Below are 22,841 nucleotides of genomic sequence, written 5' to 3' on the forward strand. Positions count from 1 at the left end.
GCGATATGCAACAATTATTAGCACTGATTTCGGATTGCCAAACACATTCTTTTGAAAAATTAACCGCACTTTTAAAATGTGATGATGCGCAGTTATTGCAAGAAATTCAACAATTACAACAACAAGGCATACAGATAGATACATCCTTCGGCGAAGTTAAGCTTATTCCACAAACAGAATTACTGGATTTATGCAGAATACAAACTGAGTTGCCTTATCAAATTATTTATCAACCTGTTATTCATTCCACCAATCAATTTCTTATTGAAAACATCAAACGCTTGAATAAAGGTGATATTTGTATTGCAGAACACCAAACTGCTGGACGAGGACGACGTGGACGTCAATGGCTTTCGCCTTTTGCCAGCCAATTAATGTTTAGCTTTATCTGGCAAGTGGATGCGAGAAAAGCGATTGATGGCTTGAGTTTAGTGATTGGAATGGCAATTTATGAAGCGATTCAAGAATTAGGCGGAAAAAATGTGATGCTAAAATGGCCAAATGATATTCTGTTAAATGGACGTAAATTGGCGGGCATTTTGATTGAAATTACCCATAATTGCAAAGGAAAATTACATTTAGTCATTGGCATTGGACTGAATATTGCTCTGCCACAGCAAAATCAAATCAATCAACCTTGGGCAAATTTAACCGAAATCTTACCGAAAATAGACCGCACTTTATTGTTCATCAAGCTAATAAAACACATTTATGCAAAACTTGCTCAATTTGAACAGCAAGGCATTAGCTCAGAATTCTGTCAGCAATGGCAAGAAAGAGATGCATTTTTTGGCGAAGAAGTACATATCATTACCGAAAAAGAAACTATTTCAGGCATTGAACAGGGAATTGATCAACGCGGATATTTACAATTGCTTGTTAATGGCAATCAACAAATGCACTTTAATGGTGGAGAAGTATCATTAAGGAAAAAATAAGATGGCTGGGGTACTAGGATTCGAACCTAGGGATGCCGAGATCAAAACCCGGTGCCTTACCGCTTGGCGATACCCCAACTGAGATTATCTTGAAAAGAGATAAAGATTTGTTCTTTAGAATAGTATGGCTGGGGTACTAGGATTCGAACCTAGGGATGCCGAGATCAAAACCCGGTGCCTTACCGCTTGGCGATACCCCACCTACTAAAAGACTGCAAGCTGATGAAATGGTGCGGAAGGAGGGACTTGAACCCACACGCACAGGCGCCAGAACCTAAATCTGGTGCGTCTACCAATTTCGCCACTTCCGCAACAAATGGTGGCTACAGCGAGATTCGAACTTGCGACCCCAACATTATGAGTGTTGTGCTCTAACCGACTGAGCTATGTAGCCATTTTTTGCGTTACCGACATCGGCTTTGCGGAGCGTATTATGCTGATTTACATCTAGTTCGTCAACTCTTTTTTGTGAGAAAATGCATTTTTCAGCTTATTCGAATAGAGTTTAAACAAATCAGCGATAAATTCTGCTTATTCCGCTAATAAATGGCGAAGCAATGTGCCATCTAATAAAGCTTGTTTCACTAAGGCAAAAGCCCCTATTACACCTTCATTTTCTAGCTGTGATTCCACTAAAGGCGTATCCACCACAAATGAAGGCAAGGCATGGTTTTCAAGCGTTCGGCGAATAGCAGCAAATAAAATATTTTTTGCTTGAGTAATTTCCCCTGAAATCACAATTTTCTCAGGATTAAACATATTCACTGACATCGCCAACACACGTCCAATTTGAGTGCCAACATGCTCAATTAATTCCGTCGCCACTGCGTCATTCTTATTGCTTGCTTTACAAATCGCCTCAATATCATGACTTTCTAAAGATAACCATTTACTTTTATAGCCATCTTCCAACATTTGTTCCATTTTATTTTCAATGGCAGAATTGCTGACCACCGTTTCCAAGCAGCCAATATTGCCGCACAAACAACGTTTGCCCAATGGATCGACCTGAATATGTCCAATTTCACCTACATTATTCCGATAGCCTTGGAAAACTTCATGATTAATCACAATCCCTGCGCCCACACCGCGGTGGACACGCAACAATAATGAATCAAAGCAATCTTGTGTGACGCCAAAATAATGCTCAGCGAGTGCCAAACTACGCACATCTTGCCCTATATAAGTGGGCAAATTAAAGGTTTGTTCAATACGTTGCGCCAAATCCCAAGGCTCTGAAAGAGAAAAGTGCGGTAAATTTTCAATGAGATTATTTTTACTATTAACAAACCCCGCCACTGTCATACCAATAGCAATCAACTCGCTCGATTTTTTTTGATTTTCAGCAATAAACTCATTTAATTCACGAAATAATAATTGCTCAAGTTGTTGAATATCTTGTAATTCAGGTAAATCAAATTGACGTTGTTTTAATAGTTTTGTTGATAAATCCATCATCGCCAAAATCACTTCTTGACGACCAAGGTGAATGAGCAATGTGCGAAATGCCTTTTGTTGTACCACTATGGAAGTGGCTCTGCGACCACCTGTCGATTCTTGTTGCTCCACTTCTTTAATTAAACCACGCGCCAAGAGGTTACGCGTAATTTTGGTCACGCTCGCAGGCGCAAGCTGACTTAATTCAGAAATTTGGATACGAGAAATCGGCCCCTGTTGATCAATGAGCTTATACACCATGGCACTATTCATTTGTTTAACCAAATCTACATTCACAATTTGATTAATCTGCATAGGATTCCACCTTTAGTTATTACACAAAATACGCCTGTTATTCTATCTGAAAATTCAAGAAAAATTAACCGCGCTTTTGTTACATTTTCTTGACACTGTTATACATTAGGGCGAACCACTCGGTTGTTTGTTGCATAATTTCAGGTAAATATTGATTTATATCCTGAGTTTGCTTCAATAGTCTACGCCAATAAGGATCCTTATCATAATGACTATATTCATTCCCATAGGCTAACTGATTCACTGCCTTAATGTAGCTTTCTTCTGTCGCATTTTTTGCTAAACAATCTTTGAGAGAACTTGTCACCACTAAGGTTAATTTCTGTTCTTTATGCAAATAAGCCGCTAAATACGTTTTTAATAAAGAATGGGGATCAAATTCATCACTCATTTCAAAATATTTTCCAACTAAGGAATCTTTTTCCCTCGCATAGAATAATGGCGATAAGACAGAGTTTGGCAGCGAGGCAGCTTGAACTAAGAAATACAACCAATTTTCAATTAAATAGCTATCTTTATGACTCGCCATACGCCAAGTGATACGACGACGCTGATTATCTACATCAAATAGATTTTCCAAATAACCTTTTAATACCACATTTTTGCCATCAATAAGGAAATTGAGCTCAATATATTCTGAAGCAGGTTGCTTATCTAAATAATCTGCCAACACTGAGCGAAATTGCATAATTTCAGACCGCACTTTTTCAATATAAACCTGAGCAAATTCACCACGAGGCAATGTGCCTTTCAGTTTTAATTGTGCAAACACCTCATCGATGTTTTCTTCTTGTAGCAACGCTTGGCGAATTTGATAAAGATCTAATCCCTGCAAAGTGAAATTTTCCGTATCCGAAATTTCCTCATCTTCACAACGGAAATAAGCACCAAGTTGTTGTTCAAAAAAGAATTTAATTGGATTTTGCACAAATTTAATCAATTGATCTAACTGAATTTCAATCACCTCTTCACTAATGTTTTTCTCCTCTATTGGCTGAATAAAATCATCAACAGGTGATTGATTTGAATTGGCCACTTTTTCCCATTCATAAGCAAAAGTGCGGTGATTTTCGCTGAAGTTTTTTGGACTAAACGCTGTCATTGCGTGGTAATTCACTAAAGCTTTCTGCCCTTTATGCTGAGTTGATGGCAAAGCATCTAAGTTATCATATAAATAATCCAAGAGCTGATTGACTAAAACCGACGGTTCTAACAGCGAATTATCAATAATTGATTGCCCAACGTAACTGATATACAAACGTTCATCCGCAGATAATAAGGCTTCTAAAAATAAATAACGATCATCGTCTCTACGAGAGCGGTCGCCTTTTTGATGATGATATTGCATAAGATCGAAGCTGTTTGGCGTTTGTTGACGCGGGTAATCTCTTTCATTCATACCAAGCAAACAAACGACTTTGAACGGAATCGCACGCATCGGTAATAAGGTACAAAAACTCACTCGCCCAACCAAAAACTTCAGACTATATTTATTATCATTTAATTGTGTCGTTAAGGCGTCAGCTAATACGTCCGCTTCAATAGGCTGATCAAAGTGTAATTGTTGTAATAAGTCCGTAATCTGCTGAATACCATCTTGAATATAACGAAAAATATCTGCTGTTTTATCCTCTACGGCAAAAAAATCCGTTAAAAGTGCGGTTAAATATTGTTGCCATTTTTCGATGCAATGAGGTGCTTGTAATTTCTGGTGCCAATCCATGAGTTTTTCAATAAACTCGCTCAAAGCGCCTGTTAATCGACTTTTTAAACCATAACTCGCATCAAAACCAAGATGTTCTTCTTGCCAAATACCATTTTCTTCACGCATAGCAAAACCAAGCAACATTCGCTCTAATCCTGCTTGCCATGAATTATAATTTGTCTCTTCCTGTTCTGATTTATTTAAACCAAAGCGAATGCCTGATTGCTCAACCCAATGCCGAACATATTCAAGATCTGATAAATCCAAGTCGAAACATGTTCTGATAGAAGGAATATCCAATAGTTCAAGCACATTTTCCGCACTAAATTGGCTTTCTTTTAAACGTAAGAAATTTAAGAAAGTCGCCAGTAAAATTTCACTTTCCGACAATTTTTCATCGGAAATAGAAAACGGAATGTATCGATGATCATAGCGATATTCTTGATGTTGCTGAGACCATATTTTTTGTTGATAACGACCAAATACCGCTTGGATATAAGGCGCATAACGATCGATATCTGATACCATTACCACAATATCTTTTGGTGTGAGATCTGGCGACTCTTGAAAACATTGCAGCAAATAATCATGTAACACTTCCACTTCACGCATTGGACTATGGCAAGCATTAAAGGAAATCGATTTATCCATTTCATCAAAATGCAATGCGCCTTTTTCACTCGGTTTTAGTTGCAAAATATGATGTTTAAGCTGCGATAATAAGCCATCTTGTTGCCATTGGCGATTAGACTGAATTTCAACCGTATCTAGTTGACTTAATAAATAGAAAAAGTCGCGCCCTAATTTTCCCCAGCTTGCCAATAAAGGATGACCCACTAATAAATGTTCATTTTCTGCGGTCAGTTCTTGTGCACCTTGTGAAAAATCTTGTAATTGCGTTTCTGTAAACAAAGGCTTCGCCGCTTGTGTTTTATAGTCAGTGAGTTGTTTTAATCTCAGTTGCTGCGCAAATTTATCATCAATAATGTCTCCCCAATAATATTCGCTTGGATTATTAAAAAAGAGATGGACATCACAATGTTGGCTAATAGCCTCAAAGGTCTCTAAATAGGTTTTCGGCAATGCTGAAATACCAAAAATAAACAGACGTTTAGGTAAATTATGATACTGAGGAAGGGAAATATATTGCGTATGTAAATTTGCACGATGTTGAATCACATTGAGTTGATTTTCGCCCGAAATATCTTGAAGCAATGCTCGCCATAATTGACCTTGCCATTGAATATCTTGCCATATTTGAGCATTGAATTTTTCATCTGCTTGAGGATGTTGAGCAATAATTTCAGCTAAAATCTCATTGTCATTTCCTTGCTCCCAAGCCAAAATCCAGTTTGGTCGATAAACTAAATATTGGTCAAAGAGATCCGCGATTTTGCAAGCAAGCTGATATAACTTTTGCTGTTCAGATTGTTTTGAACAATGCAAATAATGCAGAATTGGCTGGAAATCACTACGCTGAATTAAGCGCATAAGTCGCCAAGCCATTGCTTCTTTACTGAATTGGGCTTGTTCTAACACATTCGGCAAATTATCGACATACTGTTGCCAAATAAAACTCGCAGGCATCGGAAAGCGAAAATTAGCCGCAATGCCATTTTTCTCCGCCAATTTTAATTGTAACCACTGCGCCATTCCCGGACTTTGTACCAAGATCGTTTCAGGCTCAAAAGCATTTTGTAATGGCGCTGATTCAATAATGTAATTTAAAATATCTTTTTGAACATCAAGATCATTTGAATGATAGACTTTAAACATGGCAAACTCGTTTTGTGCATAATTTGATAACTATTATAAACGAATTTCGCCTAGAACATACCGCACTTTTACCATATTCGTTTGACAACTGACTTCAAAAACGAGCTGATTTTGTTTAATGATAGGTTGACAGTCTAACCCTAAAAATTGGCGTTGCTTTTGATTCTCTGCAATTTGAACTGCTTGATAACGTTGATAAATTTCATTAGCTTGCTGTCGTTGAGTGGATGTCCATTGGCTTAATGCTAACCAAATTCCACTAAATAAACTCAAAACGACTAATAAAGTAAACAAGGTCATGCCTCGATAACCAATTTTATGGAATAAAATCATGCCACGTTTTCTCCACATATTGCCAACGACTATAATCCTGGACCAATTTTGTTACGACTGATTTTTTATAGCTGATTGTCAAAGAATCCTGCTTAGAAAAATTGCCTTGTGTAATGATAGCGCCACTAATTTTTCCTTTTCCTGTGACGGATAAATCCCCCTCAGCAATCACAATCGCATTAATCTGCGCATCAAGATGCCAGTGATTTTGTTCTTTATTAAACCAAACCACATGGTAGTTTTGGCTAGTGGGAATTTCCTTATCGCCAGAACTAAAACGTCCTTGAAACAAACTTACAAGTTCCATATCAATAAAATGATTCAATTCACTTTCATTCAAAATTTTCTTGGGCGCTTGCTTAAACAATGCTTGGCGTTTGCACCATAAAAAATGCTGAATCCCTAATTCATGGCCATCATTAATGGAAACAATGCTGACATTATGGCTATTATCCAATGCGAGATTTTCACAAGCTGCTAACTTACGCTGTTCAAATTCCATAAGAAGCAAATCATTCTGTTCAACAAAATAACGACGTTGTTCAACCATTGAACGATGTATATTTAGATATTCCTCATTGAATAATAAGATGAGAAATAACAGACTTGATAATGCTATCAGCAACGTAATGGTGACAAAACCGCGGTGATTTTTTGCGATGTTTTTCATTTTTCCTCAGGCTGATTTAATAATGGCACCACAATGCTCGTTTCATAAGTGATCGTTTTATGTTGTTTTAATCGCCCTGCTAAATTGATTTCAATAGCCGGATAACGGGCCTCAGGCAACCAAGAAAAAACTAAATCCGTTATGTCATAACTGTCTTCATCCAAAAATTTACTCCAACCTTTTTCTAAACAGGCATTTTGCTGTAAATAAGATTGGCATTCTGCTTTCTTGCACTTATTGTTCGCTTTGTTACCATAGGTTCGACTTTCCAAAATATTGTCACGTAGGCGATAACCAAATAATTCGCGTCCCACTTCAGAAGTCATATTCTGATTATTCTTGACGCAAGTACGATTGGTCGAACCCAAACACGCATTTGCATCTAAATCATAAAAAAATAAAACACAATTATTTTTAACCGCACTTTGCATTGAGTAAATGGCAAGGCTCGTTCCTTTATCATCCACTTCAAATAAGTGAAAATTATCCTGACTCACTTTCGGCGATAAAGCTCTAAAGCCGGCTCGACGTATATCTTTTGCCATTGTTTGAATTGCGCGTTGCAATTCAGTTTGTAGCTGCAATTTCAGTAGCAATGTGCGATTTTGCTGCTGTGCTTGCGTATAGAACTGAATAATGGCAAATAATAGAAAAGAGGATAAAGTAATGCTCAGCATTAGACTTAGCAAAGTTTGTCCACGATAAAATCCGATCATTCTTCATCTCCCGTATTACAGCTACTCAAGTTTTGCCCTTCTCTTAATCGTATGCGTCCTAAATTAGAAAAGGAAAATAGCGTCGCATATTGATCGATTTGTAATAACAAACAACCTGAATCAGCCGAATTTCTAGTGCTGTTAAAACTAATTAATTTATCGGGATAATAGGATTTAGTTGCGATCATGGTTTTCTGTTGTTGTAACGGATAATAAAAAACCGGCTTTAGGGATGAACTGCAACTTTGAGGGTAAAAACAATTACAGGTTGTATCATCTTTTAATTGCACCGTTGCGCACCAACGCTGTTGGTTGAGATCTCGGTTTAGTACCAGAAACCAAATGTCCGTCGAATTTTCAATTTTTGCTTGTATTTGGCGAAGAAAAAGATAAAAACGTTGTTGTTCCTTGGCCAAAATCATTTGATTATCAGATTTCGTTAAGATAGGAAGGCTTACAACTGACAATAAAGCAATGATAAAAAGCGTAATTAGGAGTTCAAATAAGGTAAAGCCTCTTTGCATAAATCTTTCCTTTTTTACACCGCACTTTAAAAGTGCAAGATGAAAATGCAAAAAGTCTTAATGCGAAGTTGGAACAAAGATCACAAAAATAATCAAACTAAGGAGATTAAGTGGTGGGTCGTGAAGGATTCGAACCTTCGACCAACGGATTAAAAGTCCGCTGCTCTACCGACTGAGCTAACGACCCACTGGTTACAAAAGACAATTTATCTTACGCAACGGGTGCATATAATACGGATTTAAATTTAATAATCAACAACTATTTTATATTTTTTTGTCATTTGCCTGAATAGTCATCAATTTCAATAAAAATCAATCAACTGAAAAACAAAACAGGCTCTAAAAAGAGCCTGTTTCATAATAAAATTCTAAATTAGTATGCTAACACTGCACGACGGTTTTTAGCATATGCTGCTTCAGTGTGACCTAATACAGCTGGTTTTTCTTCACCGTAAGATACAGTTGAAACATTGTTAGCACCTTTAGCTGCTAAGTATGATTTCACTGCGTCTGCACGACGTTGACCTAATGCGATGTTGTACTCTGGAGTACCACGTTCGTCAGCGTTACCTTCAACAACAACTTTAGCTGCTGGAGTAGCTGTTAAGTATGCTGCGTGAGCATCTAATAATTGTTTGTATTCACCTTCAACTGCATAGCTGTCAAATGAGAAATAAACAGTGTTGTAACGGCTTTGTAAATCTTGAACTGAATAGCCACCGAATTGACCATTTGCGTTCGCACCGTCCATACCGTTAGCATCATTTTTTGATGAGCTACATGCAGCTAATGCTAATACTGGGGCAACTAATAATAATTTAGTTAATTTCATTAATTTGTCTCCTTAGAGTTTTATTTAGTTAAATATGGTGACCAAGCAGGGAATTTAACTTGTCCATCACTTCCTGGCAACCGCGCTTTAAAGCGTCCGTCTGCAGACACTAATTGTAGCACCTTTCCTAAGCCTTGGGTAGAGCTATAAATAATCATAATTCCGTTAGGTGAAATGCTTGGACTTTCATCTAAGAAAGTTGAGCTTAATACTTGGCTAGCCCCCGTTGCAAGATCTGTTTTAACAACGTTATCACCTGAAATCATCACCATAGTCTTTCCATCAGCACTAACCTGACCGCTATAACTACGACCAGAACCTACCAATGTTGCACCACCACCTGATGCACTCATTGAGTAAACTTGTGGTGAACCTCCTCTATCAGAGGTAAACAAAATACGGCCATCTGGCGTCCAACTTGGTTCAGTATTATTTCCTGCACCACTAGTTAATTTTGTTGGATTTCCACCATTTGAGCCCATCACATAAATATTTAATTGACCATCTTGGTTAGATGCAAATGCTAATCGCGAACCATCTGGTGAGAATGCTGGCGCACCATTATGACCTGGATAAGAAGCAACAACTTTACGTGCACCAGAACCTAAGTCTTGAACAACTAATTGAGATTTTTTATTTTCGAAAGATACATAAGCCAAGCGTTTACCATCAGGCGACCAAGCTGGTGACATAATAGGTTGTGAGCTACGATTTACAACAAATTGATTGTAACCATCATAGTCTGCTACACGTACTTCATAAGGCTGAGAACCACCATTTTTTTGCACAACATAAGCAATACGAGTTCTAAATGCACCTTTAATCGCAGTGATTTTCTCAAATACTTCATCACTTACAGTATGCGCACCAAAACGAATAAATTTAGGTGTTACTGTAAATGAATTTTGCGCCAATACTGCACCAGCCGCACCTGAAGCACCGATAGTGTCAACGAGCTGATAAGCAATATTATAACCACCGCCCGTTGCTGTAACTTGTCCAACCACAATCGCATCAACACCTAAAGATGACCATGCATCAGGCGTTACTTCAGAAGCAGAACCTGGTTGTTGTGGCATTCTATCTACAGGGATTGGGTTAAATTTACCGCTATTGCGTAAGTCAGCAGAAATAATTTCCGCAACATCAGCGGGAACTGAACCATTAGTTTTAAAAGGAACAACAGCGATAGGACGTGCCCCCTCAACCCCTTCATCAATCACGATACGAACTTCATCGTCAGCTTGTGCTGTATTAATTGCAAAAAACAACACAGCGAAAACACTCAAAACACGAGCCAATAATTTCATTAAACCACCTATTAGTTTATGTTTACTTTAATCGATTATTTTAAATCAAAATCAATAATCGGATTTTTATATTTACTATAAATAGCATCAGACGGTGCTGCTGGCACTTTCTTCGTTCTTGCAACCGCACTCAATGCTGCACTACAAATATCATCAGGTCCAGAAACACGTTGATAGCCAGCAATAGTTCCATCACGTTCTAGCTGAATTCGGATACTACATACTTTACCAGCAAAACTTGGATCTTTAATAAAGCGACGTTTTATTTCACGTTTAATAACTCCAGCGTATTGATCGCCCACTTTACCACCATCTCCAGTACCTTGCCCTGCACCAGTTCCTTGAGCGCCACCTTTGTTGGCATTTCCGCCTTTAGCAGCACTACCGCCACCAACATCACCGCCATTTAAGAAATCATCTAAGGCGGCTTGCTCTGCTTTACGTTTTGCTTTAGCTTCTTTATCTGCCTTTTCTTTTGCAGCTTTTTCTGCTTTTGCTTTAGCCTCTTTCTCCGCTTTTTCTTTAGCTTCTTTTTCAGCCTTCGCTTTAGCCTCTTTTTCTGCTTTTTCTTTAGCCGATTTTTCCGCTTTCGCTTTAGCTTCTTTTTCTGCTTTTTCTTTGGCGTCTTTCTCAGCCTTTTCTTTGGCTTCTTGGACAGCTTTCGCTTTGGCTTCTTCTTCCGCTTGTTTTGCTGCCGCAGCTAAACGTTTTGCTTCAGCTTCTTTTTTCAATTTTGCTGCCTCCGCTTCTTTTTTCGCTTTGGCTTCTTCTGCTTGTTTAGCTCGCTCTAAGGCTTCTTGCTGCGCTTTTTGTTTTTCTAATTGTTTTTGACGTTCTTGCTCACGTTGTTGTTCTAAACGTTGTTGCTCAAGCTTTTTTAATTCTTCTAAATTATCTTCCTGTTTCTTCACTTCTGGTTCAGGCTTAATCTCAGGTTCAGGCTCTTTTTTCGCTTTGTCAGTTTGCCCTTTTTTCTGCTGCTGAAGACGTCCCCATTCTTGAGCCGCTGCACCTGTATCGACCATCACAGCACCAATCATATCGCCTTCACCTTCGCCACCACCCATTGCTTGAATTGGCTCGTGAAAGAATGAACTTAGAATTAATAAACCGAACAAAATCGCATGCAAAACAACGGAAATTAGCACCGCACTTGTTTCTTTGTTTTGTCGATTATTTTTCACAATTTACCCTACTACTTAAATTGGATCTGTCATCAAACCAACAGATTTTATGCCGGCTAAATGAAGTAAATTTAATGCCTTGATCACTTCTTCATAAGGCACATCATTGGCTCCACCCACTAAAAACATAGTGTTAGGATCTTTCTCAAACTCTTCTTTCATCATCTGAGTAACCATTTCTTCTGTTAAACCTTCTGAACGTTCTCCAGCAATAGAAACGGCATATTGACCGACACCCGCCACTTCCAAAATCACAGGCACTTTATCTTCATTAGACACACTTTGGCTTTCAACAGCATCAGGTAAATCCACTTGCACACTTTGACTGATAATAGGTGCTGTTGCCATAAAAATTAAGACTAAAACTAATAATACGTCCAAAAATGGAACGATATTAATTTCAGATTTAATACTTTTTTCTCTACTACGGCGGTAAGCCATATAAACCTCTAAAACTTAGCGAAAATCAACCGCACTTTGCACAAAGTGCGGTCAAAAATATCAACATTTGTTAGTTCTTAGCGAAAACTTGACGCTGTAAAATGGTGGTAAATTCATCAATAAAGTTACCATAATTTTGTTCTAATTTATTCACGCGTAAACTTAAACGGTTATACGCCATTACAGCAGGAATCGCCGCAAATAGACCAATAGCTGTTGCAATCAAGGCTTCTGCAATCCCCGGAGCCACCATTTGTAACGTAGCTTGTTTAGCACCACTTAATGCCATAAATGCATGCATAATCCCCCAAACCGTACCAAACAAACCAATGTAAGGACTTACAGAAGCCACTGTTGCTAAGAAAGGTACACGGGTTTCTAAATCTTCTACTTCACGATTCATCGCTAAATTCATCGCTCTTGTACTTCCCATGATAATTGCTTCTGGTGCATCTGGGTTAACCTGTTTCAAACGGCTAAATTCTTTGAAACCAACATAGAAAATTTGTTCACTACCCGTCATATTGGAATCACGACGATTTTCTAAACCTTCATATAATTTATTCAAATCTTCGCCAGACCAGAAACGATCTTCAAATGCCATTGATTCTTTTAAGGCTTTTGTTAATACGCGACTGCGCTGGATAATAATTGCCCATGAAATAATAGAAAATAAAATTAAAATTAAAATTACAAGTTGAACGACGATACTCGCCTTTAGAAATAAATCTAAAAAGTTCAATTCTGCGGTCATTGCAAAGCTCCGAAAATTATGAATTAAATGCAGCCTTTAATTCCATAGGAATGGCTACAGGTTTCATTTTGCCAAGATCAACACAGGCTACCTTAACAGTAGCCATACTTAAAGTCTTATCTTCTCTTTTTATACATTGAGAAAACAGGATTGTCGCCCCTTTTACTTGCTCAACATAGGTCTCAACTGTCAAAAAATCATCTAATTTAGCTGGAAAACAATAATCAATATTCATTGATTTCACAACAAAGGCTATCTGATTTTGTTGCAACAACGTTTGTTGAGAAAAATCAAGGGAACGTAAATATTCTGTTCTTGCTCGTTCATAAAAATGTAAATAACGAGCGTGATAAACAACACCACCAGCATCTGTGTCTTCATAATAGACACGAACAGGCAATTTAAACATCTTTGTCATAAACCTATCCTTAACTGGTTAAAATCTATATAAAAACTGGCGTATTCTAAAGCGACTTATAGGAATAAGCAAGTACAAAATAGGGAATTTATTTCAAAGTGCGGTCAAAATTTATCTTATTTTTGACCGCACTTTTATATAGATAAAATGAGGTTATTCTTCTGAATGACTTTCAGAAAAACGCTCAATCTTCGCCCCTAGTAAGCGTAATTTTTGTTCAATATGTTCGTAACCACGATCAATATGATAAATACGATCCACAATGGTCTCGCCACTAGCAATACAACCTGCTAGCACCAAACTAATAGAAGCGCGTAAATCCGTCGCCATTACTTGCGCACCAGACAAGCGTTCAACACCTTGAATCAATGCTGTATTGCCTTCAATTTCCCCTTTTGCCCCCATACGATTGAGTTCAGGAATATGCATAAAGCGATTTTCAAAGATAGTTTCTGTAATTTTACTCGTGCCTTCAGCTACTGCATTTAGTAAGGTGAATTGCGCTTGCATATCCGTTGGAAATCCAGGGTGTGGCATGGTGCGGATATTCACTGCTTTTGGACGTTTTCCTAAGCTATCTAGTGTAATCGTATTTTCAGTGACATCAACTTGCATGCCTGCTTCACGTAATTTCTCAATCACAGCATCCAACGTGTCTGCTTTTGTCCCTTTACAAGTGATTTTTCCGCCAGAAATGGCTGCCGCAACTAAAAATGTGCCAGTTTCGATACGGTCTGCAACAACCGCATGTTCACAACCAGTTAAACGTTCAACACCTTCAATGCTAATTGTATCTGTTCCAGCTCCTGAGATTTTCGCACCCATTTTATTTAAAAATTCAGCGGTATCTACTATTTCAGGTTCACGCGCGGCATTTTCAATAATGGTTTGACCTTGTGCCAACGTTGCCGCCATCATGACGGATAAAGTCGCACCAACACTCACTTTATCCATATAAACACGTGCACCAGTCAAACGTCCATTTACGGTTGCTTTCACATAGCCTTCAGCCAATTCAATATGTGCACCCATTTTTTCTAAGCCAGAAATATGCATATCTACTGGACGAGCGCCAATAGTGCAACCGCCAGGTAAAGATACTTGACCTTCATGGAAACGAGCCAATAAAGGTGCTAATGCCCAAATAGAAGCACGCATGGTTTTAACTAATTCATAAGGCGCTACATAATGGTCGATTTTACTTGCGTCAATTAGTACTGATTTATCCGCATCACGTTCAACACTTACACCCAATTTGCGTAAAATTTTAAATGTGGTATCCACATCTTTTAATTCTGGCACATTGGTTAATTTAACAGGCTCTTCCGCCAAGATCGCTGCAAATAAAATAGGAAGCGCGGCATTTTTCGCACCGGAAATTTGAACTTCACCATTTAAACTGGATTGACCATAAACACGAAATTTTTCCATTGTTATTCCTCTCTAGCCTAAACCGTTTAACAAACGATCTCTTTTCCATTTTTCCTTATCATAGGTTTTAATGGTCAGAGCATGAATTTCACCTGTTTGGAAATATTGCATTAACGGTGCATAAACGGTTTGTTGTTGCTTAATGCGTGATAACTTTGCTAACTCATCATCCACAACTATGACACCAAAATGCGAATTCTCGCCTTGTGCATAAATTTCTTCAATATTCAGCGCTTGCTTTAAGATTCGTTCGATTTCTTGCGGTTCCATTCTATTTTCCGTAGTTATAAAAAAGCCTTGATCCAATTATCTAAACCAAATAGATCAGCTAAAGTGAGTAATTCGCGGGGACCATTTTCCAATTTTACCTGATAAGGCATATCCATCTCTTTTTGATAGTGATGAATAAGATCGCATAACAATGCAAAACCTGCACTATCCATTCTAGTAATATTTGAGAGATCAATAATCAGGTGCTGATTTTTGATTTTTTGTTTATCTAAAACAGCAATACGTTGCTCCCTTTGATAATAATTCCATAAGGGTAACAACGTATCACGAACAAGCTCTCCGCTTAATTGGAGAGCTATTCTATCATCATTTACAACTGTCGACCATGTAAGTTTTTCAGTCTGCATAATTATTTTTTCATTGTGACAGGAGTAGCAGCAGCTTTTAACACTTGATTAGTTAAAGCATCAATGCCATCTTTGCGTAAAATAGGACTCCACTCTTGTTTTTTCGTGTCAACCATACTAGAGCCTTCAGCTGTCATATCATACACTTGCCATTTGCCCGTTTTGCTATTTTTACGCCATAAGAATGTTAGATTCACTGGCTGCGCCTGGATTAATTTCACACGAACAGAAGCTTGACTATCACCATTTAATTGCGCTGGTTGAATTTGAATTTCTTGTCCAGTATATAAAGTTAAAGATTGCGCATAAGCTTGTTCAATAAATTTATCGAATGCCGCAAAAAAGCGCTCACGTTGTTCTGGAGTGGTTGATTTAAAATATTGACCTAACACTAAAGAACCCGCATAGTTCACATGCACATATGGCATTAAATCCTGACGTACTAATGTTTTTAATGTGTTTGGATCTGCTTTAATTTTCGCTTCGTTTGCTTTTAAATCTGCAAATAATTTGTCTGAAGCTTTTTGCATTAACTCATAAGGCCCTTCTGAAGCCATGACTGTTTGTACTGCAAAAAGTGCGGTTGAAATAACAACAATTTTTGCTAACCAATTTTTGAATTGAATTTTCATAATAAACTTTCCTAAATCTATGAATTATTGAACATTTGGCACTTCTGCCTCTGTTTCTTCTTTCTTATTTTTATCGCCATATAAGAATTGGCCAATAAGATCTTCTAATACCATTGCTGATTTAGTATCAACAATTTTACTACCGTCTTTTAACATTGGGGTTTCACCATCATCAAATCCCATACTCAACGCAATATATTGTTCGCCCAATAACCCTGAGGTTTTAATGGATAACGAACTGTTATCTGGAATTTGATTAAATTCTTCATTGATTGCAATGGTTACTTTCGGTAAGTAAGATTGCTCATCAAGAGAAATGTCTGTCACACGACCGATGACAACACCACCAACCTTTAAAGGCGAACGTACTTTAAGACCACCAATATTGTCAAAAGTTGCAGAGACTTGATAAGATTTTGTCTGACTGAACCCTTGCACATTGGCGACTTTTAGCCCCATAAAAACCAACGCTGCAATACCGAGTAATAAAAATAACCCTACCCAGAATTCATATTTAATTGTTTGTCGCATAAAATGTCCTAATTATTTTTTATCTTTATTGAGTAACAAAATTGCCCATTTTGTCACCGCACTTTTCTTTATTAACCGCCAAACATCATGGCTGTTAATACAAAATCCAGTCCTAAAACTAAAAGAGAGGCATGTACAACGGTTTTCGTTGTAGCCTGGCTTATACCTTCAGAAGTAGGAATACAATCGTAACCATTAAATAACGCGATCCACACCACCGCAAAGGCAAAAACAATACTTTTAATAAAACCGTAAAGTAAATCTTGGCTTGTCACTGCATTTTGCATAATCGACCAGAAACTGCCACCATCAATGCCTTTCCAATCAACACCGACTAAAGAACCACCAATAATCCCTACCGCTGTAAATAGAATAGCTAAAATTGGCATGGCTATAATACCGCCCCAGAATCGTGGAGCAATGACGCGGCGCAATGGATCTACCGCCATCATTTCTAAGCTAGATAATTGCTCCGTCGCTTTCATTAAACCAATCTCTGCGGTTAAGGCTGATCCTGCTCGTCCCGCAAATAAAAGTGCGGTCACAACTGGGCCTAATTCACGCAATAAGGATAACGCGACTAATTGTCCAACATTGGCTTCAGCAGCAAAATCCACTAGCACAACATAACCTTGCAATCCCAGCACCATGCCAATAAAAAAGCCTGACAATAAAATAATCAGCAAAGATTGCACACCCAGTACATGCAGTTGTTTGATCAATAATGGGGTATGCTTGCGAAATTGTGGTTGACCAATTAAAGCGCCAAATAACATAAAACCAGAGCGCCCAAGCGCTTTCAAACTATTAATGACGCTAGCACCAAATGCAGAGATACATTTCACAATCATTTGAACATCTCCTCTACATAATCGCCCGCTGGGAAATGGAAACGCACTGGTCCATCTTCTTCCCCTTTAATAAATTGAACAACTTGAGGATCTTGGCTTTGTAGTAAATCCTTCGGCGTTCCTTCTGCAATCACGCGCTTATCCGCAATAATATAAGCATAATCAGCAATACTTAACACTTCTTGCACATCGTGGGAAACCACAATAGAAGTCAAATTTAATGCTTCATTTAATCGCTTAATTAAGCTGATGATAACACCCATGCTGATTGGATCTTGCCCAGTGAAAGGCTCATCATACATAATCAAATCGGGATCTAGCGCAATAGTACGTGCCAACGCTGCTCGACGAGCCATACCACCAGATAATTCAGAAGGCATTAATTCGGCAGCGCCACGTAATCCAACTGCTTCCAATTTCATCAATACAATTTTACGAATTAATGCTTCAGGTAAATTAGTATGTTCACGAATAGGAAAAGCGACATTATCAAAGGTTGAAATATCTGTAAATAACGCGCCTGACTGAAATAGCATCCCCATACGTTGACGGATTTTATACAATTCGGCATTCGACATTTTGCAAATATCTTGTCCATCAAAAAAAATCTCGCCTTGATCTGGGTGCAACTGACCACCAATTAATTTCAGCAAAGTGGTTTTACCAATTCCCGAAGGGCCCATAATGGCAGTAATCTTACCTTTTTCAAAACGCAGGTTAAGATTATTATAAATGGTACGTTCACCACGCTTAAATGTGAGATTTTTCACTTCAACTAAGGTGTTCTCACTCATTGTTTATTTTCCATGGTTTTCTCAAAAAAATAAAAGTGGATTTTAATTCAATCCACTACTTTGTCAAACTTAACTTCTGTTAAGACTATCAATTTTAGTAAATGTTCAATTAATTTCGTTTTTGCACACAGCTTTCAATCACGCCATCTTCAACACGTGTTTTAATGATATCCCCTACTTTCACCTGTTTTAACGAAACAATGGCTTGTCCCGCTTCGTTTTCTGCAATGGAATAACCACGTGCTAACACCTTTAAAGGACTTAAACTATCAAGCTTACCGGCTAAATGCGCTAGTTTATGCTGCTTGGTTGAAGCGAACTGTTGGTAAGAAAAGGTTAATCGCGTTTGTAATTGCTGCAAATATTGCTGCTGTTTCTGCAAATGATGAGCAAGCGGATTTTTATCCAATCGCTCACAAAGTGCGGTGATCTTATAACGATTTTTTTCAAAAATTCGTTGCATTGCCAACTCAATCCGTTGACGCAATAATTCGTTATATTTTTGTTGTGATTTCAATTGCGTTTGTGGATGCTGATTTTGCAAACGTAGCAATAAACGCGATAAATATTGCTGTTTTAAATTGAATAAACGATCAAATGCCATATCTAAGCGCTGACGTTTATAGTTCAATTGTTGCAATAATTCGTCTTGGTTTCGGCTGACTAATTCCGCCGCTGCAGAAGGCGTTGGCGCACGTAAATCAGCCACAAAATCAGCAATAGTAACATCGGTTTCATGACCAACTGCACTGATAATCGGCAAATTAGAATTAAAAATAGCTCTTGCAACCGCTTCTTCATTAAAGCACCACAAATCTTCTAAAGAACCGCCTCCTCGCCCAACAATAAGTACATCCACCTCATTGCGTTTATTAGCTAATTCAATCATCTGCACAATTTCAGCCGTTGCATCTTTGCCCTGAACTTGCGTTGGATAAATCACTATTTGTAAACTTGGATCGCGTCTCTTTAAAATTTGTAAAATATCTTGTAACGCAGCACCTGTTGGCGAAGTCACAATCCCCACCGATTTCGTAAAGTGCGGTAGATTTTTCTTGAGATTTTGTGCAAATAATCCTTCAGCAGCCAAACGCATTTTCAGTTGTTCAAACTGTTGTTGCAATAAACCTTCACCTGCAGGATGCATACTTTGCAAAATTAATTGGTAATCGCCTCTTGGTTCATACAAACTCACACTCGCCTGCACCAAAACCTGCATACCATTTTGAGGACGAAAACTCACCCTGCTGGTTTTCATACGCCACATTGCACAACGTACTTGCGCATTTTCATCTTTCAATGTCAGATACCAATGCCCAGATACAGGTTGGGTAAAGTTCGAAATTTCCCCTGTTAACCAAACAGCACCGAATTGTCCTTCTAACGCATTACGGACTGCATTATTGAGTTGGCTCACTGAAAAAATATTATCCTGCATATTGATCCTATAAAAAATCCGACGACAAGCATCGGATTTTTAGGTTTTTATATCTATTATTCAGCTTGTGCTCGAGTTGGCTCACTGAAAACATGACTTACAGCACTATGATGACCTGCAGCACCTTTACCATGGAAGTAATAACGACTGTCATTCCATTGCACAATCTCAAAGGCTGGATTTAGCTCTGGGTTCGCTTGGGCTAAAGTCATCTCCGCTTTAGTGTGTTTTACCGCAGAAATCGTACCTAATCGACCTTCAAAACAATAAGTGCGGTCAGTTTTTTCCACAATTTCAACTGGTTGAGCTGATTGTTCAACTATTTCAACTTCAGGTGAAAGTTGTTGCTCTGCTTGTTGTTCAAGAATACGCTGTTCTTCATTTAAGCGTTCTAAAGATTCTTGCACTTTCTTATCCACCGCCTCATTAGCAGGTTGAGTGACTAAACCGAACGGTTGAACCACCGTTTTAGGCTCGCTCACAACCACTTCAGTCGCTGGCAGAACAGTTTCTACAACAGCATTTTGCGTATGGTTTTCTTGTTGTTCAAGCAACTCGTCAACAGATAAGAAATTCGCCTCTTTCGTTTTAGCTTCGACTTGATGGTTAATCCACACTTTACCGCTCGCTAATTCCGGCGACGCAACCGCTGCAAATAGAGGCATTGGCGACGCATTTTCATGACGGCGACGACGTTGATTATTCATACGTAAATGACGAGGTAAACGACGATTGTTGCGTTCTTGGCGACGCTCTAGGTTTTCCTCTGGTTGCTCAACTGCTGGAGTCACAGAAACTGTCTCAGTCTGCACCGCACTTTCAGCAATCTCTGCAGTATTGACCTCAGCCACTGGCATAATTGGTGCTTGTTCTTGATGTTCAGCTTCAATTCGAACACGCTTGCGTAAATCACGACGTTCACGACGTTGGCGAACAGGCGCTTTTTCTTCCACTGCCGTTTCAATGGTTTCAACAACATTGTTATCCACTACCACTTCATCAGCCACATTTTTGCGGTTGCGGCGATTATTACGATCTAATCTCGTACGCTCCGTTTTTTCTACCGTATTCTCTTCATTGGATTTTCCATTACGTTCATGGCGAGCACGACGAGGATTACGACGGTCATTACGACGATTACGATGATGACGATTATTTGGCGTTTTCTTTTGTTCTTCTTCGCTGCTAAATAACCCTTTAATTGCAGCGATAATTCGTGCAATTAATGAAGGTTTATTATTTGCTTTCGCTTCCACAACTGGTGCAGCTTCAGGAATTGTCATTGATAATGCTGCAGTTTCTGCCACATTTTCAGGACTCACTGCTGCTGTTTCAATATTGCGTGTCACCAAACTTTCTTCAGGAATAAAAATATCCTCTTGTTGCTCATGTAATTTAGCTAAATTGTAGCTCAATACATTCACATCCTCGCCTTCACGCACTCGGAATACGCTAAAGTGCGGTGTTTCCATGGCTTGATTTGGTGCAACCACAATATCAACTTGATGACGTTTTTCAATATTTTGAATGGCTTTACGTTTTTCATTCAACAAGTAAGAAGCAATTTCAACAGGCACAATGCAATGCACTTGTTTGCTGTTTTCTTTAATGCCTTCTTCTTCAATTAAACGTAAAATTGAAAGTGATAAACTTTCATTGTCACGAATTTTGCCCGTTCCCTGACAACGAGGACAAATATGGTGAGATGATTCACCTAAAGAAGGGCTTAAGCGCTGGCGTGACATTTCAAGTAAGCCAAAACGTGAAATTCGGCTAATTTGAATACGAGCACGATCTTGACGCACCGCATCACGAATACGATTTTCTACTTCACGTTGATGGCGGACTGGCGTCATATCAATGAAATCAATCACAATTAAGCCGCCTAAGTCGCGCAAACGTAATTGACGAGCGATTTCATCAGCCGCTTCTAAATTGGTATTTAATGCAGTTTCTTCAATATCACCACCTCGAGTTGCGCGAGCTGAGTTAATATCGATCGCAGTTAAGGCTTCTGTGACATCAATGACAATTGAACCACCTGAAGGCAAACGAACTTCGCGTTGGAAAGCCGACTCAATTTGTGATTCAATTTGGAAATGACTGAATAATGGCACTTCGCCTTGATACAATTTAATGCGATTAATAAAATCAGGGCGAACTAATTTAATATGCGCTTTGGCTTTTTCAAAGACTTTTGGACTATCTACCAAAATTTCGCCAATATCACGACGCAAATAATCGCGAATGGCGCGCACAATCACATCGCTTTCTTGATGAATTAAGAACGGAGCTGGGCGACTTTGAGCAACTTGCTTAATCGCATCCCAATGATGAAGCAAGACTTTTAAGTCCCATTGTAATTCTTCCGGTGATTTACCAACACCAGCTGTACGCACGATTAAACCCACGCCATCTGGCACTTCTAATGAGCTTAATGCTTCTTTTAATTCCAAGCGTTCATCGCCTTCAATACGGCGAGAAATACCACCAGCACGCGGATTATTTGGCATAATTACTAAATAACTTCCCGCAAGAGAAACGAAAGTCGTCAACACAGCACCTTTATTACCGCGTTCTTCCTTGTTCACTTGAACAATAACTTCTTGACCTTCTTGAATCACATCTTTGATATTTGGGCGACCGTTATAAACATAATCCGCAGGGAAATATTCACGCGCAATTTCTTTTAACGGTAAAAAACCATGGCGCTCCGCACCATAATCCACAAATGCCGCTTCTAAGCTTGGTTCAACACGCGTAATGCGTCCCTTGTAGATGTTTGCTTTTTTTTGTTCATGACCCGGATTTTCAATATCCAGATCGAATAAGCGCTGCCCATCGACTAGCGCCACACGCAACTCTTCTTTTTGAGTTGCATTGATTAACATTCTTTTCATTGTTTGATTTTTCTCATTTTTATTCTAAAAACTCGATTAAAAACCACCGCACTTTTGCTTTATTTCAATATCAATAGGGGCAAAATCCACAATCGACCTCGTGTTTGTCGCCTTATGCCTGTCATCACGACTGTCTAGGGCTGGGTGCATTGATTGGGTATCATATAAGCATTTAACGCATGCTTTGATAACAGATGGATTTAATCACATATTTTGTTAAAAATTAATGTCTTATGTCTAAACTGCATTAATTTTAGCTTTAACAAAAAACAA

Annotated in this window: 22 protein-coding genes and 5 tRNA genes; 1 reads left to right on the forward strand and 26 read right to left on the reverse strand. The window is 38.5% G+C overall.

Translation table 11 applies throughout. From position 1 onward, the window contains the following. The first annotated feature begins 5 nt into the window (after positions 1-5). Entirely contained in the window at positions 6-938 is a 933-nt protein-coding gene (gene birA, locus ACT2CV_RS00320) for a bifunctional biotin--[acetyl-CoA-carboxylase] ligase/biotin operon repressor BirA (protein WP_464973899.1), read from the forward strand. Between the two features lie 2 nt (positions 939-940). On the opposite strand, the gene ACT2CV_RS00325 is transcribed toward birA, so the two are convergent. From ACT2CV_RS00325 to rne, 26 genes are all read right to left on the reverse strand, one after another. Beyond that, a tRNA-Gln gene (locus tag ACT2CV_RS00325) sits at positions 941-1,015 on the reverse strand. A 48-nt stretch (positions 1,016-1,063) separates the two neighbouring features. Further along, a tRNA-Gln gene (locus tag ACT2CV_RS00330) sits at positions 1,064-1,138 on the reverse strand. 28 nt (positions 1,139-1,166) lie between these two features. Further along, a tRNA-Leu gene (locus tag ACT2CV_RS00335) sits at positions 1,167-1,249 on the reverse strand. Positions 1,250-1,255: 6 nt separating this feature from the next. Next, a tRNA-Met gene (locus ACT2CV_RS00340) sits at positions 1,256-1,332 on the reverse strand. Between the two features lie 137 nt (positions 1,333-1,469). Continuing rightward, positions 1,470-2,690 (reverse strand): ROK family protein, encoded by a 1,221-nt coding sequence (locus ACT2CV_RS00345; protein WP_464973898.1) that lies wholly within the window; start codon positions 2,688-2,690, stop codon positions 1,470-1,472. Positions 2,691-2,769: 79 nt separating this feature from the next. Next, positions 2,770-6,171 (reverse strand): exodeoxyribonuclease V subunit gamma, encoded by a 3,402-nt coding sequence (gene recC, locus ACT2CV_RS00350; RefSeq protein WP_464973897.1) that lies wholly within the window; start codon positions 6,169-6,171, stop codon positions 2,770-2,772. Between the two features lie 33 nt (positions 6,172-6,204). Next, positions 6,205-6,504: a DUF5374 domain-containing protein gene (locus ACT2CV_RS00355; RefSeq protein WP_464973896.1), complete on the reverse strand. Its 300-nt coding sequence runs from the start codon at positions 6,502-6,504 to the stop codon at positions 6,205-6,207. Continuing rightward, the gene (locus ACT2CV_RS00360; RefSeq protein ID WP_464973895.1) at positions 6,488-7,174 is read right to left on the reverse strand and encodes a DUF2572 family protein; all 687 of its coding nucleotides are present in this window, start codon (positions 7,172-7,174) and stop codon (positions 6,488-6,490) included. The genes ACT2CV_RS00355 and ACT2CV_RS00360 overlap by 17 nt, the downstream gene beginning before the upstream one ends. Next, complete coding sequence (locus ACT2CV_RS00365; protein ID WP_464973894.1) at positions 7,171-7,890, reverse strand: hypothetical protein; 720 nt, start codon at positions 7,888-7,890, stop codon at positions 7,171-7,173. The genes ACT2CV_RS00360 and ACT2CV_RS00365 overlap by 4 nt, the downstream gene beginning before the upstream one ends. Further along, the gene (locus ACT2CV_RS00370) at positions 7,887-8,414 is read right to left on the reverse strand and encodes a prepilin-type N-terminal cleavage/methylation domain-containing protein (RefSeq protein ID WP_464973893.1); all 528 of its coding nucleotides are present in this window, start codon (positions 8,412-8,414) and stop codon (positions 7,887-7,889) included. Before ACT2CV_RS00370 ends, ACT2CV_RS00365 begins: the two co-directional genes overlap by 4 nt. Before the next feature lie 111 nt (positions 8,415-8,525). Then, positions 8,526-8,601, reverse strand: a tRNA-Lys gene (locus tag ACT2CV_RS00375). A 186-nt stretch (positions 8,602-8,787) separates the two neighbouring features. Beyond that, on the reverse strand, positions 8,788-9,246 hold the full coding sequence (gene pal / locus ACT2CV_RS00380) for a peptidoglycan-associated lipoprotein Pal (RefSeq protein ID WP_464973892.1): 459 nt from the start codon (positions 9,244-9,246) through the stop codon (positions 8,788-8,790). Positions 9,247-9,266: 20 nt separating this feature from the next. Further along, a complete protein-coding gene (tolB, locus tag ACT2CV_RS00385; RefSeq protein ID WP_464973891.1) occupies positions 9,267-10,556 on the reverse strand; it encodes a Tol-Pal system beta propeller repeat protein TolB in 1,290 nt (429 codons plus the stop codon). A 35-nt stretch (positions 10,557-10,591) separates the two neighbouring features. Next, complete coding sequence (gene tolA, locus ACT2CV_RS00390) at positions 10,592-11,740, reverse strand: cell envelope integrity protein TolA (protein WP_464973890.1); 1,149 nt, start codon at positions 11,738-11,740, stop codon at positions 10,592-10,594. Between the two features lie 15 nt (positions 11,741-11,755). Further along, complete coding sequence (gene tolR / locus ACT2CV_RS00395; RefSeq protein WP_464973889.1) at positions 11,756-12,181, reverse strand: colicin uptake protein TolR; 426 nt, start codon at positions 12,179-12,181, stop codon at positions 11,756-11,758. A 70-nt stretch (positions 12,182-12,251) separates the two neighbouring features. Then, positions 12,252-12,935: a protein TolQ gene (tolQ, locus tag ACT2CV_RS00400; protein WP_464973888.1), complete on the reverse strand. Its 684-nt coding sequence runs from the start codon at positions 12,933-12,935 to the stop codon at positions 12,252-12,254. Between the two features lie 16 nt (positions 12,936-12,951). Further along, positions 12,952-13,353, reverse strand: a complete 402-nt coding sequence (ybgC, locus tag ACT2CV_RS00405; protein ID WP_464973887.1) for a tol-pal system-associated acyl-CoA thioesterase — start codon at positions 13,351-13,353, stop codon at positions 12,952-12,954. Positions 13,354-13,506: 153 nt separating this feature from the next. Then, positions 13,507-14,784, reverse strand: a complete 1,278-nt coding sequence (gene murA / locus ACT2CV_RS00410) for a UDP-N-acetylglucosamine 1-carboxyvinyltransferase (protein ID WP_464973886.1) — start codon at positions 14,782-14,784, stop codon at positions 13,507-13,509. A 12-nt stretch (positions 14,785-14,796) separates the two neighbouring features. Beyond that, a complete protein-coding gene (locus tag ACT2CV_RS00415; protein WP_464973885.1) occupies positions 14,797-15,054 on the reverse strand; it encodes a BolA family protein in 258 nt (85 codons plus the stop codon). 14 nt (positions 15,055-15,068) lie between these two features. Then, the gene (locus ACT2CV_RS00420) at positions 15,069-15,422 is read right to left on the reverse strand and encodes an STAS domain-containing protein (protein WP_464973884.1); all 354 of its coding nucleotides are present in this window, start codon (positions 15,420-15,422) and stop codon (positions 15,069-15,071) included. Between the two features lie 2 nt (positions 15,423-15,424). After that, on the reverse strand, positions 15,425-16,057 hold the full coding sequence (mlaC, locus tag ACT2CV_RS00425) for a phospholipid-binding protein MlaC (RefSeq protein ID WP_464973993.1): 633 nt from the start codon (positions 16,055-16,057) through the stop codon (positions 15,425-15,427). A 21-nt stretch (positions 16,058-16,078) separates the two neighbouring features. Beyond that, positions 16,079-16,585 carry an outer membrane lipid asymmetry maintenance protein MlaD gene (gene mlaD, locus ACT2CV_RS00430; protein ID WP_464973883.1) on the reverse strand — a complete coding sequence of 169 codons (507 nt, stop codon included), beginning with the start codon at positions 16,583-16,585 and terminating at the stop codon, positions 16,079-16,081. Positions 16,586-16,656: 71 nt separating this feature from the next. Beyond that, positions 16,657-17,436, reverse strand: coding sequence for a lipid asymmetry maintenance ABC transporter permease subunit MlaE (gene mlaE, locus ACT2CV_RS00435; RefSeq protein WP_464973882.1), 780 nt, complete (start codon positions 17,434-17,436; stop codon positions 16,657-16,659). Continuing rightward, positions 17,433-18,230 (reverse strand): phospholipid ABC transporter ATP-binding protein MlaF, encoded by a 798-nt coding sequence (mlaF, locus tag ACT2CV_RS00440; protein WP_464973881.1) that lies wholly within the window; start codon positions 18,228-18,230, stop codon positions 17,433-17,435. The genes mlaE and mlaF overlap by 4 nt, the downstream gene beginning before the upstream one ends. A 109-nt stretch (positions 18,231-18,339) precedes the next feature. Beyond that, positions 18,340-19,668 (reverse strand): exodeoxyribonuclease VII large subunit, encoded by a 1,329-nt coding sequence (gene xseA, locus ACT2CV_RS00445; protein ID WP_464973880.1) that lies wholly within the window; start codon positions 19,666-19,668, stop codon positions 18,340-18,342. 56 nt (positions 19,669-19,724) lie between these two features. Continuing rightward, positions 19,725-22,568 (reverse strand): ribonuclease E, encoded by a 2,844-nt coding sequence (gene rne / locus ACT2CV_RS00450; protein WP_464973879.1) that lies wholly within the window; start codon positions 22,566-22,568, stop codon positions 19,725-19,727. Between the last annotated feature and the right edge of the window lie 273 nt (positions 22,569-22,841).

The organism is Reella acinonychis, assembly GCF_052384575.1.
Classification (GTDB): Bacteria; Pseudomonadota; Gammaproteobacteria; order Enterobacterales; family Pasteurellaceae; genus JBQSUQ01.

What these genes read in the sequence shown, in the direction of transcription:
- ACT2CV_RS00355 (WP_464973896.1), bottom strand. Translation starts at nt 6,504, where the DNA reads ATGATTTTATTCCATAAAATTGGTTATCGAGGCATGACCTTGTTTACT.
- murA (WP_464973886.1), bottom strand. Translation starts at nt 14,784, where the DNA reads ATGGAAAAATTTCGTGTTTATGGTCAATCCAGTTTAAATGGTGAAGTT.
- birA (WP_464973899.1), top strand. Translation starts at nt 6, where the DNA reads ATGCAACAATTATTAGCACTGATTTCGGATTGCCAAACACATTCTTTT.
- ACT2CV_RS00420 (WP_464973884.1), bottom strand. Translation starts at nt 15,422, where the DNA reads ATGCAGACTGAAAAACTTACATGGTCGACAGTTGTAAATGATGATAGA.
- tolB (WP_464973891.1), bottom strand. Translation starts at nt 10,556, where the DNA reads ATGAAATTATTGGCTCGTGTTTTGAGTGTTTTCGCTGTGTTGTTTTTT.
- tolQ (WP_464973888.1), bottom strand. Translation starts at nt 12,935, where the DNA reads ATGACCGCAGAATTGAACTTTTTAGATTTATTTCTAAAGGCGAGTATC.
- ACT2CV_RS00345 (WP_464973898.1), bottom strand. Translation starts at nt 2,690, where the DNA reads ATGCAGATTAATCAAATTGTGAATGTAGATTTGGTTAAACAAATGAAT.
- mlaF (WP_464973881.1), bottom strand. Translation starts at nt 18,230, where the DNA reads ATGAGTGAGAACACCTTAGTTGAAGTGAAAAATCTCACATTTAAGCGT.
- ACT2CV_RS00370 (WP_464973893.1), bottom strand. Translation starts at nt 8,414, where the DNA reads ATGCAAAGAGGCTTTACCTTATTTGAACTCCTAATTACGCTTTTTATC.
- ybgC (WP_464973887.1), bottom strand. Translation starts at nt 13,353, where the DNA reads ATGACAAAGATGTTTAAATTGCCTGTTCGTGTCTATTATGAAGACACA.
- ACT2CV_RS00365 (WP_464973894.1), bottom strand. Translation starts at nt 7,890, where the DNA reads ATGATCGGATTTTATCGTGGACAAACTTTGCTAAGTCTAATGCTGAGC.
- ACT2CV_RS00360 (WP_464973895.1), bottom strand. Translation starts at nt 7,174, where the DNA reads ATGAAAAACATCGCAAAAAATCACCGCGGTTTTGTCACCATTACGTTG.
- ACT2CV_RS00415 (WP_464973885.1), bottom strand. Translation starts at nt 15,054, where the DNA reads ATGGAACCGCAAGAAATCGAACGAATCTTAAAGCAAGCGCTGAATATT.
- mlaD (WP_464973883.1), bottom strand. Translation starts at nt 16,585, where the DNA reads ATGCGACAAACAATTAAATATGAATTCTGGGTAGGGTTATTTTTATTA.
- pal (WP_464973892.1), bottom strand. Translation starts at nt 9,246, where the DNA reads ATGAAATTAACTAAATTATTATTAGTTGCCCCAGTATTAGCATTAGCT.
- xseA (WP_464973880.1), bottom strand. Translation starts at nt 19,668, where the DNA reads ATGCAGGATAATATTTTTTCAGTGAGCCAACTCAATAATGCAGTCCGT.
- recC (WP_464973897.1), bottom strand. Translation starts at nt 6,171, where the DNA reads ATGTTTAAAGTCTATCATTCAAATGATCTTGATGTTCAAAAAGATATT.
- rne (WP_464973879.1), bottom strand. Translation starts at nt 22,568, where the DNA reads ATGAAAAGAATGTTAATCAATGCAACTCAAAAAGAAGAGTTGCGTGTG.
- mlaE (WP_464973882.1), bottom strand. Translation starts at nt 17,436, where the DNA reads ATGATTGTGAAATGTATCTCTGCATTTGGTGCTAGCGTCATTAATAGT.
- tolR (WP_464973889.1), bottom strand. Translation starts at nt 12,181, where the DNA reads ATGGCTTACCGCCGTAGTAGAGAAAAAAGTATTAAATCTGAAATTAAT.